10 protein-coding genes are annotated in these 14221 nt (G+C 74.6%); 2 read left to right on the top strand and 8 right to left on the bottom strand.

Annotated elements, in window-relative coordinates:
* Positions 1-81 precede the first annotated feature (81 nt).
* A complete protein-coding gene (locus ACZ619_RS33680; protein ID WP_469607132.1) occupies positions 82-825 on the top strand; it encodes a hypothetical protein in 744 nt (247 codons plus the stop codon).
* 46 nt (positions 826-871) lie between these two features.
* Here the strand turns inward: ACZ619_RS33680 and ACZ619_RS33675 are convergent, their stop codons facing one another.
* A complete protein-coding gene (locus ACZ619_RS33675; RefSeq protein WP_469607130.1) occupies positions 872-2326 on the bottom strand; it encodes a cell division protein PerM in 1455 nt (484 codons plus the stop codon).
* 96 nt (positions 2327-2422) lie between these two features.
* Between ACZ619_RS33675 and ACZ619_RS33670 the strand changes: the two genes are divergently transcribed.
* Positions 2423-3265: an RNA polymerase sigma factor gene (locus ACZ619_RS33670; RefSeq protein WP_469607125.1), complete on the top strand. Its 843-nt coding sequence runs from the start codon at positions 2423-2425 to the stop codon at positions 3263-3265.
* 211 nt (positions 3266-3476) lie between these two features.
* Here the strand turns inward: ACZ619_RS33670 and sucD are convergent, their stop codons facing one another.
* From sucD to ACZ619_RS33635, 7 genes are all read right to left on the bottom strand, one after another.
* Positions 3477-4361 carry a succinate--CoA ligase subunit alpha gene (sucD, locus tag ACZ619_RS33665; protein ID WP_469607121.1) on the bottom strand — a complete coding sequence of 295 codons (885 nt, stop codon included), beginning with the start codon at positions 4359-4361 and terminating at the stop codon, positions 3477-3479.
* 27 nt (positions 4362-4388) lie between these two features.
* Positions 4389-5570 (bottom strand): ADP-forming succinate--CoA ligase subunit beta, encoded by a 1182-nt coding sequence (gene sucC, locus ACZ619_RS33660; RefSeq protein ID WP_469607116.1) that lies wholly within the window; start codon positions 5568-5570, stop codon positions 4389-4391.
* A gap of 507 nt (positions 5571-6077) precedes the next feature.
* Positions 6078-7778, bottom strand: coding sequence for a hypothetical protein (locus tag ACZ619_RS33655; protein ID WP_469607112.1), 1701 nt, complete (start codon positions 7776-7778; stop codon positions 6078-6080).
* Between the two features lie 215 nt (positions 7779-7993).
* A complete protein-coding gene (locus ACZ619_RS33650; RefSeq protein WP_469607107.1) occupies positions 7994-8941 on the bottom strand; it encodes a hypothetical protein in 948 nt (315 codons plus the stop codon).
* 194 nt (positions 8942-9135) lie between these two features.
* The gene (locus tag ACZ619_RS33645; RefSeq protein WP_469607104.1) at positions 9136-10338 is read right to left on the bottom strand and encodes a VWA domain-containing protein; all 1203 of its coding nucleotides are present in this window, start codon (positions 10336-10338) and stop codon (positions 9136-9138) included.
* A gap of 2 nt (positions 10339-10340) precedes the next feature.
* Positions 10341-13013: a DUF5682 family protein gene (locus tag ACZ619_RS33640; RefSeq protein WP_469607101.1), complete on the bottom strand. Its 2673-nt coding sequence runs from the start codon at positions 13011-13013 to the stop codon at positions 10341-10343.
* On the bottom strand, positions 13010-14140 hold the full coding sequence (locus ACZ619_RS33635) for an ATP-binding protein (protein WP_469607099.1): 1131 nt from the start codon (positions 14138-14140) through the stop codon (positions 13010-13012). The genes ACZ619_RS33640 and ACZ619_RS33635 overlap by 4 nt, the downstream gene beginning before the upstream one ends.
* Positions 14141-14221 lie beyond the last annotated feature (81 nt).

Genomic DNA, 14221 nt, shown 5'->3' with positions numbered 1-14221 from the left:
GTTTCGGCCGCCGTGCCGATCGGCCGATTTCATCAGCCGTGGCCACCAGCCGTAGTCGAACTAGGGGAAGACGCTCACTTGATGCCGGACCGCAGTCTGGGACTTCGCATGCTCCCCCCGCAGTCGGTGCAGGGAGGGACGCGTTCCGCCGTGCTGCTGCGGGAGCGGCCGGCCTCGGCGCCGGACGCGCCCTCGGACCGGCCGAAGGGCGACCAGCAGGACGACAACCCGTTCGCGCCGCCGCCGGAGGGCACACCGGACAGTCCGTGGCGGCCGCGCCGGCCCGCCGGTGACGACGAGCGGCCCTCGCCGTGGGGCAACCAGTGGAGCGACCGGCAGCCCGGCCGGGAGTCCGGCGGCTTCGGCCGGCGTCCCGAGGGCGGACCGGGCGGCGGCCAGGGCGGCCCGGGCGGTCCCGGTGACCCGGGGATGCGCTGGGACCCGACCGACCCGGCGCAGCGCCGGGCGCGGTACGCGCTGCTGTGCGGTATGTGGGCCTTCCTCTTCGCGCTGTTCGGCTGGCCGTACGTGGCGCTGCTGCTGGGCGCGCTGGCCCTCCACTGGGGCATCAGCGCGCTCCGCGCCAAGCCGCGCAACCCTGAGGAGGCGGCCGCCGGCGGCCGGCCCCAGACGACGGCGGCCATCAGCGGCCTGGTCACGGCGTCCCTCGCGCTGGCCCTGGTCGCCGCGTCCTTCACGGTCCAGATGGTCTACCGCGACTACTACACCTGTGTCACGGACGCCCTCACCAACGAGGCGAAGCAGTCCTGCGACCACCTGCTCCCCAAGGAACTGCGCCCCCTGCTGAGCTCCACCGACAGCTGACGGGGCGGCTCCGTCCCCGGGTCCGCCGGGAACGTACCCGGTTGCGTCACGGCCAGTTCTCGGTGGGGAGCGCCTCGTAGCGGTCGTCGGCCTCCGGCGCGGGTGCGGACATCGGAGCCGGGGCCGGCACGGGCGCCGGGACCGGGACCGGCTCCGGCTGAGCGGGCGCGGGCGCCGGGGTGCGGTGAGGGCGGGCGCGCCAGGCCCACAGGGCGAGGGACACCGGCGTGGCCGTCACCAGGAGCCATGCCGTGGCGGCGGCCCCCGTCTGCCACCAGACCGGGCCGAACCGGGTGAGCGCGCCGACGCCCAGCGGGCCGCCGGCCAGTTCGGCCAGCACCGCGAGCAGCAGTCCGCACAGCAGCGCCGCCAGCGCCACCACCCCGGCCGTCCGGCCGGCCGTCCACCGCCGTTTCGCCGCCCGTCCCACCACGAACCAGGCCACCGTCACCCCGGCCGCCACCGGCACCGCCCCGGCCAGCCAGTCCACCGGCGTACCGGGCCCGTCGTCCGGCACCGCCGCCAGCAGCGGGAACGGCGGCAGCAGCGGCGCCGGGTTCGCGGCCAGGGGGTTCACGGTGTGCCCCGCGCCGAGCGCGAAGCCCGGCCCGACGGCGTAGGACGCCGCCCACACCGCCGCGTTCGGGATCAGGCAGACGCACAGCAGCAGCACCGCGAACCGCCCCGTCCACCCCTCCGTCAGCAGCAGGAACGACGCCCTCGCCCGGTCGCCGTGCCCCACCAGCGACACCGCCAGCAGCAGGGTGCCGCCGCCGATGAGCACGGCCGTCGCGGCCAGACAGGCGCGCAGGGCCGTACCCCACCGCACCCGGGTGTCCCGCCCGAGCAGCAGCCGCCGCAGCGTCCTCGGCGCCCTCGCCGCCAGGTTCAGCACCGGCTCGCGCGGACGGCCGTACGCCGTCCACACCCCCGCGCCCGCCGCGCCCGTCGCGAGCAGCGGCAGGCACACCGCCACCCAGCCCCATCCGGGCCGCAGCTCACCGCCGGAGGCGTACAGCGCGGCGCAGCCGCCGACCGCGAGGTAGCCGACGACGACCCCGGCCCACGCCGTACGGGCCCGGACCGGCGGCGGCGCGTCGGCGTCGTCGCCGTCGGGCGCGTCCACCGCGTCGCGCGCGCCCCGGTAGAGCAGCAGCACCGGCGGCCCGAGCAGCAGCAGCGGGGTGACCCCGACCGGCGCCGGCGTCCCGGACAGCGTCTGGTGGCGGACCAGTTCGACACCGTGCGCGAGCAGCCACAGCGCCGCCGCGACGTGCAGCGCGCCGCCCGGTCCGCTGTCGGGGTAGGGCGAGCTGACCCACAGCACGATCGCCACCACGGCGAACGCGCCCAGTCCGAGCCCGGCCGCGAGCGCGCCGGCCACCAGGCTCGCGGCGAGCCCCGGGGAGCGGTCCCGCACCCGGCCGAGCAGGGGCGAGAGCGACGGTCGGCGGGACGGCGGCAGCAGTCGACGGGCGGTCATCCGAATCACGCCCGCCATGCTCCCAACGACACGCGCCATTCCGTCGTAACAGGCGAACCACCGAAGTGTCGCTCAATATACGTTTATGTGCTTTTTCGTAGGGAGGTGCGCCCGATGACGGGGAGCCCTGCCCAGACCGACGAGGCCGTACCGTCCCCGGCCCTGACTCCCACTCAGGCCTTCGACGCGCTCTACGCGTTCTGCGCCCCGGCCCTGGTACGGCAGACCTACCTGCTCACCGGGCGCCGGGAGCTGGCGCGGGAGGCGGTCGAGCGGGCCTTCCAACTCGCCTGGCAGAGCTGGCCGCAGGTGGCCCGCGACCGGGACCCGGCCGGCTGGGTGAGGGCGGTGGCGCACGAGTGCGCGCTCTCCCCCTGGCACCGGTTCCGCCCGCGCTACCGCCACCCCGAGCCCCCGCCGGCCGACGCGGCCGGCCGCGCCCTGCTGGACGCCCTGCTCAAGCTGCCGCCGTCGTACCGCCGCACGCTCCTGCTGTACGACGGCATCGGCCTCGACCTGCCGGAGACGGCGGCGGAGACGGAGGCGAGCACACCGGCGGCGGCCAACCGGCTGACCCGTGCGCGGTGGCTGGTCGCGGAGCGGGTGCCGGAACTGGCCGACCCCGCCGCGCTCAACCGCCGACTGGCCGAACTGGCCTCGGCGGAGCGGCTGCGGGCGGCCCAGCCGCCGTCCGTACGGACGTTCGCCGAACGCCGGACGCGGTTCTGGACCCGGTCCGCGCTCGCCTTCACGGCGGCGATCGTCGCGGCGACGACCCTCACGCTGCGGACGGCGCCGACCCACTACGAGGCCCCGATCAGGCCCGCGCAGGCGATCAGCGGGGTGCCCGCGGAGGTGGGGCTGGGTCCGCTGTCCGCCGGGGAGCGGGCGCTTCGGCTGAAGCTGCGCAGGGAGGCCGAGAACGGACCGGAGAGACTGGTACCGGTGGCGCGATAGCGCACGTGGCCACGGGCGGTCGTGCCGCCGGGGCGGCACGGGTGGGCGCGGCGGCACCCCGCGAGCGCGGGCGAGCGAGACGCCGGTAGGCCCGTCCCCCTCGGGGGGCGGGCCTACCGGCGTCAGGTCGAGCGGTCGCTCAGCCGGCTCTGTCGACTCAGCCGGCTCTGTCGACTCAGCTGGCTCCTTAGACCCAGCCGGCTCTGTCGACTCAGCCGGCGAGGATCTCGCGGGCCAGCTTCGCCGTCTCGGTCGGGGTCTTGCCGACCTTGACGCCCGCGGCCTCCAGGGCCTCCTTCTTCGCCTGGGCGGTGCCGGACGAACCGGAGACGATGGCGCCGGCGTGGCCCATGGTCTTGCCCTCGGGCGCGGTGAAGCCCGCGACATAGCCGACGACCGGCTTGGTCACGTTCTTCGCGATGAAGTCCGCGGCACGCTCCTCGGCGTCGCCGCCGATCTCACCGATCATGACGATCAGGTCGGTGTCGGGGTCGGCCTCGAACGCGGCGAGCGCGTCGATGTGCGTGGTGCCGATGATCGGGTCGCCACCGATGCCGACGGCGGTCGAGAAGCCGATGTCACGCAGCTCGTACATCATCTGGTACGTCAGCGTGCCGGACTTCGAGACCAGGCCGATGCGGCCCGGCTTGGTGATGTCGCCCGGGATGATGCCGACGTTCGACTGGCCCGGGGTGATGATGCCGGGACAGTTCGGGCCGATGATGCGGGTCTTGTTGCCCTTCTTGCCCGCGTACGCCCAGAACGCCGCCGAGTCGTGCACGGCGATGCCCTCGGTGATCACGACGGCGACCGGGATCTCGGCGTCGATGGCCTCGACGACCGCGTCCTTGGTGAACTTCTCCGGCACGAAGATGACGGAGACGTTGGCGCCGGTCTTCTCGATGGCCTCGGCGACCGTACCGAATACCGGTACCTCGGTGCCGTCGAAGTCCACGGTCTGCCCCGCCTTGCGCGGGTTGACGCCGCCCACGACGTTGGTGCCGTCGCCCAGCATGAGCTTGGTGTGCTTCATGCCCGTGGCGCCGGTCATGCCCTGGACGATGACCTTGCTGTCCTTGTTGAGCCAGATAGCCATGGTGTGTTGTGTCCTCGTCCTGAGTGCTTACTTGGCGGCGTGGGCCAGCTCGGCGGCCTTGTCGGCCGCGCCGTCCATGGTGTCGACGCGCTGCACCAGCGGGTGGTTGGCGTCCGTGAGGATCTGTCGGCCGAGCTCGGCGTTGTTGCCGTCGAGGCGGACGACGAGCGGCTTCGAGACGTTCTCGCCGCGGTCCTCCAGCAGCTTCAGCGCCTGCACGATGCCATTGGCGACCTCGTCGCAGGCGGTGATGCCGCCGAAGACGTTCACGAAGACCGACTTGACGTCGGGGTCGCCCAGGATGATCTCCAGGCCGTTCGCCATGACCTGGGCGGAGGCGCCACCGCCGATGTCCAGGAAGTTGGCGGGCTTGACGCCACCGTGGTTCTCACCGGCGTACGCGACGACGTCGAGGGTGCTCATGACGAGACCCGCGCCGTTGCCGATGATGCCGACCTCGCCGTCGAGCTTGACGTAGTTGAGGTTCTTCTCCTTGGCGGCGGCCTCCAGCGGGTTGGCCGCGGCCTTGTCGTGGAGCTCCTCCCAGTCCGCGTGGCGGAACTCGGCGTTGTCGTCCAGCGACACCTTGCCGTCGAGGGCGATGACGTCACCGGAGGCGACCTTCGCGAGCGGGTTGACCTCGACGAGGAGGGCGTCCTCCTTGATGAAGGTGTCCCACAGCGTGACCAGGACGTCGGCGACCTTGTCGGCGACCTCGGCCGGGAACTTCGCGGCGGCGACGATCTCCTTGGCCTTGGCCAGGTCCACACCGTCGATCGCGTCGATCGGGGTCTTGGCGACGGCCTCGGGGCGGGTGGCCGCGACCTCCTCGATCTCCATGCCGCCCTCGACGGAGGCGATGGAGAGGAAGGTGCGGTTCGCACGGTCGAGGAGGAAGGAGACGTAGTACTCCTCGAGGATCTCCGGGGCGGTCTCGGCGATCATCACCTTGTGGACCGTGTGGCCCTTGATGTCCATGCCGAGGATGTCCGTCGCACGGGCGACGGCCTCGTCCGCGGAGGCGGCCAGCTTGACGCCACCGGCCTTGCCACGACCACCGACCTTCACCTGCGCCTTGACGACGGACTTGCCGCCGAGCCGCTCGGTGATCTCGCGCGCCGCCTCAGGCGTGTCGATGACTTCACCGGCCAGCACCGGTACATCGTGCTTGGCGAAGAGGTCCCTCGCCTGGTACTCGAACAGGTCCACGCGCTTCCGTCCCTATCAGTGATCTCGCGGTTCGTTGGATGCGTGGGCGTGCCGCGAAGGGCAACGTGACGTCCGCATGGGTCACAGGGGAAGCGCACACGGTGTCCGAGCGCGCGGCATGTCCGTCTCGCAGGTTATCGCCGCTTGCTGGGGGTCCCTAAATCGAGGGTCACACCTGAGCGGTGATACCTGTCACATGATGCCGGGTATCCAGCAGTTTCCTGGCACGCCGTGCCGCCTTCGCCTGCCTTGGAGTGCGTTGACGTGGCTTGAAGCGCCTTGGAGCGCCTTGGAGCGCCTTGAAGTGTCTTCGGAACGAAGTGCGAGGTCTCACCGGGCTGGGGTTGGCCCGGTGAGACCTCAGGGCCCCTGGGCCGGCCTTAAGGAACGGCCCTGGAGGCTCGGCCGGCGATCACCGTCCCATGGGGATCACCGGCCGGATCCGCGGGGCTCCGGCCCGGACGGTCCGACGGCGTTCGGACGTCCGGGCGCGGCCGCCCGGCGGAGTCAGACGGAGCGGGTCCGGGCGGCCCGCGGGCCGTGGACGTACTCCGGGGTCACGGAGCCGGCGACCTGCCGGGCCCCGGCGACGGCGTGCGCGGCCAGCGGGGTGCCGGTCGCGTCCCGCACGAGCGGCACGGCGGCCGCCGTGACCGGCCGTACGTCGCCCGCCACGCCGTACGCCAGCGCCTCGGTGCCGTCGAGGACCGGTCCGGCCAGGTCCTCCGCGTAGGTGGCCGCGTGTCCGGTCACCCCGTGGGCGAGCGGCGGCACGACGCCGACGACCGGCCGGGCGTCACCCACGGCGCCGGACACCAGCGCCTCGACGTCCACGACAGCCTGTCCGCCGACCGGCACGACCCCGTGCACGGCGGTCGCCGCCACGGGCGGCAGCACGGCACCGGCCGCGTCCCGGGTGACCTCCCCGACCAGCCCGGTGCCATACGCCGACACCGCCCCGACAGCCGGCCCCACGACCCCACCGACACCACCGACACCACCGTGAACGCCGGCCACGGCTGTCGTAGCGGTGCCGTGGACATGGGCCACGGCTTCGGTGGCGGTGCCGTGGACGCCGGTCACCGCTGTCGTGGCGCTGCCGTGGACGCCGGTCACCGCTGTCGTGGCGGTGTCCTGGACGTCGGTGGCCGCGTGGGCGGCGACCGGCGGGACCGCGGCGACGGCACCGTCGGCCGTGCTCCCTACCCCGTCGACCGCGCCCTCGGCGATCGGCACCGCACCGGCGACCACTGCGGTGACGGCGCCGTGAACGTCACCGACCGTCGATCCGGCCACCGGCAGCACCCCGTGCACGGCTTCGGCGGCGACCGGTGGGACCGCGGCGGCACTCGTGCCGGTGACGACCGGCGTGACCGTCCCGGGCAGGGACCGCACCGCGCCGACCCCGTCGGCAGCGCCGGTGACGTGCGCGGGAACGGCGGCCACGGTGGCGTCGGCGGCGGTCGTCGTCCGGCTCGCCGTGGTGGACACGGGAGTGGACACGGCACCTGCGGTACGGCCCGCGCCGGCCGCCGTGCGCCGCACCTGGGTGCGCACGGCCCCCTCGACGCCCCGCGCCCGGACACGGGCGGCGGCCTGGGCCGCCAGGAGCTTCGTCCGGACGGCGGCCAGCGCCTGCTCGACCTCCGGGGCGAAGGAGGCGAGCGGGCCGAAGAGGTAGTCGATGTCGTCCTGGGGGCCGGCCGGGGAGGTGGTGTCCCTGACGGTCGCGGCGGTGTCGGCGGCGGTACGGGCTGTCTCGGCGGCGGTGCGGTGCGCGGCCCCGACCTGGGCGTCGGTCCGGGTGTCGGCCTGGGCGGGGATCCGGCCCCCGTCCTTCGCCGCCGTCGCAGCCGCAGCCGCCTTCGCCGCGCGGGCCGCACGGGCGCCGTTGATGGCCTCGGCACCGCGGACCTTGGTGCGGACCTTGGTGGCGGCGGTCGGGTCCGCGGCGGCCTGTTGGGTGTCCTGCACGGTGCTCGTCGCCTTCGCCGTCGTGTCCGTGACCGCCGAGGTCACGGTGCCGGTGGCCTCGACGGTCGCGGACACCAGCCCGTCGACCGTGTCGGTGAGACCGCCGGTGGTGGCCTCCGGCGCGGCGACGGACGCGGCGGGCAGTTCATCGGCGCTGGCCGCGGCCGAGCCGAGCGCCCACGCGCCGGTCACTCCGGCGGCTATGACGATGGAGCGGCGGATGTTCTTGTTCATGCGTGCGTCAGATCCTTCGGGGCTCCGGCGGGTCCGGGACGCGGACGCGGAGCCGGGAGGGCTTCCGGTGGTGCCGGAAGCGCGGCTGGGGAGGAGCCGTCCGGAAGGTTCGGAGGGGATCCGGGGGAAGGGGATCCGCAGGGGGTCCGGACGGACGGGCAGACCTGTTCCGCCCCCGCGCGACAGGTCTGGGGCGGGGAAGGGGGCCGCCGGTCCTAGCCGGGGAAGACCGGGATGTCCCGGTACCGGTCCCGGGTCCCGGCCGCGTCGCCGCGCGCGCCGGCCGCGGGCGCGAGCCGCAGCGGCGCCCGGTCGTCGAGGGTCACGGCGTACGCGTCGCCGTGCCGGGAGGCGGTGCCGTCCATCGCCGACTTGCCCAGCGCGCCGTCCGGGTCACCGGTGGGCGCGGGGTGGGCCGGGGCGTCCACGGCACGCGCGGCACGGTGGCCGCCGTCCCGCGCCGTCCGGTCCGGGGCGAGGGCCACCACGGTGACCGTCGGTCCGTACGCCCCGGCGCCGACGGCCGACGCCTGCGTGCGGGTACCGGACTTCCGCTGCTGCCCGGTGTCGTGCGTGACCGTGCCCGGTGTCCGCGGCCGGGCGGGGCTCGGCGCAGAGGTGACCGGCGCCGGGAACAGCTCGCCCGGCAGCGGGGCGACGACGGGCAGCTCGGGCACCTGCACCACCGGCGTGGTGGGCAGGGCGGGCAGCGTCGCCGGCAGCTCCGACACCTCGCGCACGGTGTCCCCGAGCGACCGGGTCACGGTCGAGGTCACCGTCTCCGTGACGGACCGGACGACGTCGTGCACCTCACGGACCTCGCGGACCTTGCCGGCGTCGAGCACCTCGTCGACCACCGGCGCGGCCGTCACGGGCGCGGCCCCGGCCGGAGCCGGCGCGGCCTCGGCGGCGGGCTTCCGCTTCGCCGGGCGCGGCGTCAGGACGTCCCGCAGCGGGGTCGTCCCCCGTGCCACGACCGACCGCGCCACGACCGTCGGGGACGGCGTCGAGGTCACCGCGTCGGCCGCCTGCGCCCGCTCCCCGCACAGGAGACCGAGCGCGAGCAGTCCGCCGACCAGCAGCGCCAGTTGCAGCGCACGCCGGCCCGCCGCCGTACGCATCACGCGCACGGCGGCACCGGGCAGAACTGCTGGCGAGGTCAAGGCGGGGAGGGTCCTCCCGTGCGGCGGAACAGAGCAGAGGGAAACCGGCGGCGCGGAGGCCGCGGAGACGCCGATCCTTGCACGGGACCGCGGAGGTAGCGCAAGCCCTCCGTTACCGATGGGTATCCATGTCCTTTTTGACGCCCGGACCCCACCTCACCGAGTCGACAAGTCGCCCGCCGGATCCGGCCGGTTCACACGCTCTCGGGCACCGGAATCGGCCGTTTCTCGATCGCCGCCGCCATCACCTCGGGGAAGAGGTCGGGCGTGCACGCGAACGCCGGTGCGCCCAGCGCCGCGAGCGCGGCCGCGTGCTCCCTGTCGTACGCCGGCGCCCCCTCGTCGGACAGCGCGAGCAGCGCCACGAACTGCACCCCCGACGCCTTCATCGCCGCCACCCGCTTCAGCATCTCGTTGCGTATCCCGCCCTCGTAGAGGTCGCTGATGAGGACGACGACGGTCTCGGTGGGCCGGGTGATCTGCGACTGGCAGTACGCCAGCGCCCGGTTGATGTCCGTGCCGCCGCCGAGCTGGGTGCCGAACAGCACGTCCACCGGGTCGTCGAGCTGGTCGGTGAGGTCGACGACCGCCGTGTCGAAGGCGACGAGCCGGGTGTCGATCGACCGCATGGACGCCAGCACCGCCCCGAACACCGAGGCGTAGACGACCGAGGCCGCCATCGACCCGGACTGGTCGATGCAGAGCACCACTTCCTTCTTCACCGACCGCGAGGCCCGCCCGTACCCGATGAGCCGCTCCGGCACGATCGTCCGGTACTCGGGCAGATAGTGCTTGAGGTTGGCCGCGACGGTGCGGTTCCAGTCGATGTCGTGGTGGCGCGGCCGGCTGACGCGCGCGCTGCGGTCCAGGGCGCCGGTGAGGGTGGCCCGGGTGCGCGTGGCCAGCCGCTTCTCCAGGTCCTCGACGACCTTGCGCACGACCGCCCGTGCCGTCTCCTTCGTGGTCTCCGGCATCGCCTTGTTCAGCGAGAGCAGCGTGCCGACCAGGTGCACGTCGGCCTCCACCGCCTCCAGCATCTCCGGTTCGAGGAGCAGCGCGGCGAGCCCGAGCCGGTCGATGGCGTCGCGCTGCATGACCTGGACGACGGAGGACGGGAAGTAGGTCCGGATGTCCCCGAGCCAGCGCGCCACGGACGGCGCGGACGCGCCGAGCCCCGCCGAACGCTCCCGCCCCGACTGCGGCCTGTCCCCCTTCCCGTACAGCGCGGCCAGGGTGCCGTCCATCTCCGCGTCCCGGCCCACGAGCCGGCATCCGGTGCCGTCGGCGGCCTCGCCCCCGAGCACCAGCCGCCACCGCCGCAGCCGCTCCCGCGCGGCGTCACCGCCCGCGCCGCCCGCGCCGCCCGCGCAGCCGACGGTTTCCGTCACGTCGTCCATGGTCATCTCCCCGCTCCCACAAGGCCGTTGTCCGGTAACGCCCCGCCCGCCGTCCCGTCCTGCGGCGCGGCCGTCGCCTCGTCGAGGCCCAACAGCAGCCGCAGCAGGGGCAGTACGGCGTCGGCGCGCCCGGTGTCCGGTGCGGTGCCGAACCCCGGTATCGCGGTGGCCGTCCGCCCCTGCCCCCGGGGCAGCTCCCCCGGCCCCCGGCGCACCAGCTCGCCGAGTGTCCGGCGCACCCCCGGCTCGTACGCCGAGAACGTCCGCCGCAGCAGCGGCAGTACGTCCGTGAACGCGTCCGCCGGCACCCCCGTGAGCCAGGTGTCGACCAGGCCGAGCAGCCGCTCGTCGTGCACGAGCAGCATCCCGCCCCCGCCGCTCCCCCCGACGAACCCCTCGATCCAGGCGGCCGCGTCCGCGGGCGGGGTCCCCGGTGAGAGCACCAGCCCCATCAGCCGTGCCGCCTCCTCCGGGCCCAGCTCCCCCTCGTCCAGCAGGATCCGCACGGCCCGGCCGCGCAGCACACCGGGCACGGTGTCGCGCCCGGAAAGGGTGCGCAGCACGGCCCGCCACCGGCGACGCAGGGCACCCTGGCCGAAACCGGCCCCCTCCACACTTCCCTTCGCGCCACCGCCCGCGCCTTCCTCCGCGTCCCCGTTCGCGTCTCTGCCCGCGCCTCCGTCCGCACCCCCCTTCGCGCCTCCGCTCGTGCTTCCGCCCGCGCCCCCGTTCGCGCCTCCCTCCGTGGCCTCCTTGGCGGCTCCCGTCGCGGTGTCGGCCGCCGTCCCGCCCTCCGTCCCGCCTGTCGTCCCACCCTCCGGCCCGCGGGTCGTCCCACCCACCGTCCCGTTCCCCGTCTCGCCGAGCAGGCCCACCGCCGTGTGCACCGCGTCCACGTGGCCCCGCATCTCCTCGGCCGCGTCCGCGTCGAGGGCGGCGCAGGCCGGCGGGAGGCCGACGAAGACCCGCTCGGCGAGACCCGCGGCCACCTCCGCGAGCGCCGCCGTGTCGGTGCCCCGGACATCGCCGTAGCGCAGAGAGCGGACCAGGGCCGGGAGCGCCTGGGCCAGATGGCCGACGTCCGTGTCCAGCGCGGCCCGGTCGGCGAGCGCCCGCATCACCACGCCCAGCGCGTCCGGCAGCCCGGCGAGCAGGCAGTGCTCGGCCAGCGCGGTGACCTCGGCGAGGGCGGTCGCACCCACCGCGTCGCTCTCGGCCCTGGCGGTCGCCGCGCCCTCCACGGTGGTCCCCCACACCCCCGCCTCCGCCACCCGCACCGACAGCTCCGGCTCCCAACGCAGCCGCCAGGTCTCCCGGAAGGTGCCCGTGCTCCCCCGCGACTCGGTGGCCTCGCCCCAGCCGATGCCGAGCAGCCGCAGCCGGTGCAGCAGCCTGCTACGCCCGGCGTCGGTGTCCTTGCGCAGGTCGAGCTCCAGCGTTCGCTCCAGCGCCTCCGGCTTGAGCCGGAGCCGACGCTGCTCCCGGGCCAGGTCCCTCTGCAACGGCACGGCGGGCGCCGCCTCCGGCACCTCCCCGAGCACGTCCCCGACGACGAGCCGGTCCCGCACCAGCGCCAGCGGGACGTCCGAGCCCTCGCACAGCACCGCCCGTACCGCGTCGGTCGTCTCGCCGAGGCCGGGCAGCGGACGGCCGCGCATCACCGCGAGGGTCTCGGCCAGCCGCACCGCCTCGATGACATGGGCCGAGGAGACGATCCGGTCCTCCTCGCGCAGCAGGCCGGCCACCTTGGTGAGCCACCGCTCGACCGGCCGGTCCGGGGCCCGGAACAGATGCCCGTACCAGCCCGGCGAGTCGATCCCGGCGCCGTATCCGCTCGCGCGGGCCAGCCGCCGGTTGGTCCACGGCACCCAGGTCATGTCGGTCCTGACCTTGGGCAGCCCCTTCAGCAGCTCCTTGTCGGCCCCGACGGTGCTCCTCGCGCGCAGCGCCGGCACGTGCCAGGCCCCGCAGACCACCGCGACCTCCGTCCCGAACTCCCGCTGGGCCGCCCGCAGCCGGAGCCGCATGTACGCCTCCCGCACGAGGTCCCGGTCGCGCCCGCCGGGTCCGTACGTCTCCCGGAGCGCACCCATCGCCTCCTCCACCGCGGCGAACGGCGCGAACACGTCCCGCTCCGAGGCCCCGCCCCGGTGCTCGACCACGTCCTCCCACCAGCGCTCGGGGTCGTCGTAACCGGCGGCCTCGGCGAGGTCGGCCAGCGGATCCACCCGCACCCGCAGCCCGGCCGCTTCCCCTTCTCCCCCTTCCCCCCCTATTTCTCCTTCCGCCCCTTCTCCCCCTTCCCCTTCCCCTTCTGCTTCCTCTTCCGTCCGCCACGCCAGCGTGTGGGTGGCGGGCAGGTCGATGAAGCGGGCCGGGACCTCGTGCTCCAGGGCCCAGCGGACGGCCACCCACTCGGGGCTGAAATCGGCCAGCGGCCAGAACGCCGAGCGGCCGGGCTCGTCGACGGCGTGGGCGAGGAGCGCGACCGGCGGACGCATCTCCGGGTCCGCGGCCAGCGGGATCAGCGCGTCGGCCTCGGGCGGCCCCTCGATGAGCACGGCCTTCGGCCGGGCGGTCTCCAGGGCGGCGCGCACCGCCCGCGCGGAACCCGGCCCGTGGTGCCGCACGCCCAGGAGCAGCGGCCCGGACCACGGCCGGCCGGAGTCGGTCATGCGCTCACCTCGCGGCAGGCGCGGTAGAAGTCCTTCCAGCCGTCCCGCTCGCGGACGACCGTCTCCAGGTACTCCTGCCAGATGACCCGGTCGGCGGCCGGGTCGCGGACGACCGCGCCGAGGATGCCGGCCGCGACGTCACCGGCGCGCAGCACACCGTCCCCGAAGTGGGCGGCCAGCGCGAGGCCGTTGGTGACGACGGAGATGGCCTCGGCCGTGGAGAGCGTGCCGCTGGGCGACTTCAGCTTGGTGCGGCCGTCGGCGGTGATGCCGTCGCGCAGTTCGCGGAAGACGGTCACGACACGGCGGATCTCGTCGATGCCGTCGGGCGCGGCGGGCAGTTGGAGGGAGCGGCCGAGCTGGTCGACGCGGCGGGCGACGATGTCGACCTCGGCGTCGGGGCTCTCCGGCAGCGGCAGCACGACGGTGTTGAAGCGGCGGCGCAGGGCGCTGGAGAGGTCGTTGACGCCCCGGTCGCGGTCGTTGGCGGTGGCGATCAGGTTGAAGCCGCGGACCGCCTGCACCTCCTGGCCGAGTTCCGGGATCGGCAGGGTCTTCTCGGACAGGATCGTGATCAGCGTGTCCTGGACGTCGGCGGGGATCCGGGTCAGCTCCTCGACCCTGGCCGTCATGCCCTCGGCCATGGCCCGCATGACCGGGCTGGGCACGAGGGCGTCCCGGCTCGGGCCGTTGGCCAGCAGCTGCGCGTAGTTCCAGCCGTAGCGGATCGCCTCCTCCGGGGTGCCGGCGGTGCCCTGCACGAGCAGGGTGGAGTCGCCGCTGACGGCGGCGGCCAGGTGCTCGGAGACCCAGGTCTTGGCGGTGCCGGGCACGCCGAGCAGGAGCAGGGCGCGGTCGGTCGCGAGGGTGGTGACGGCGACCTCGACGATGCGGCGCGGGCCGACGTACTTCGGCGTGATCACCGTGCCGTCCGGCAGGGTGCCGCCGAGGAGGTAGGTGGCCACCGCCCACGGCGACATCTTCCAGCGGGCCGGGCGGGGCCGGTCGTCCTGGGCGGCCAGCGCCGTGAGTTCGGCGGCGAAGGCGTGCTCGGCGTGCGGTCGCAGCACGCTCTCGGTGCTCGTCGGATCGGTCGTCGGATCGGTCGCTTCCGCGGACACAGTCATGGCTGAGGCCCCCTCCAGCTCGGCCGGTTCGGATCTGGTGTCCACCGTGCACCACGCCACTGACAATCGCTGTGACCTGCG

It is taken from the genome of Streptomyces sp. NPDC104367 (assembly GCF_055583825.1).
Note: the sequence above shows the minus strand (reverse complement) of the source record. Positions and strands in the feature narration are given on the sequence as shown.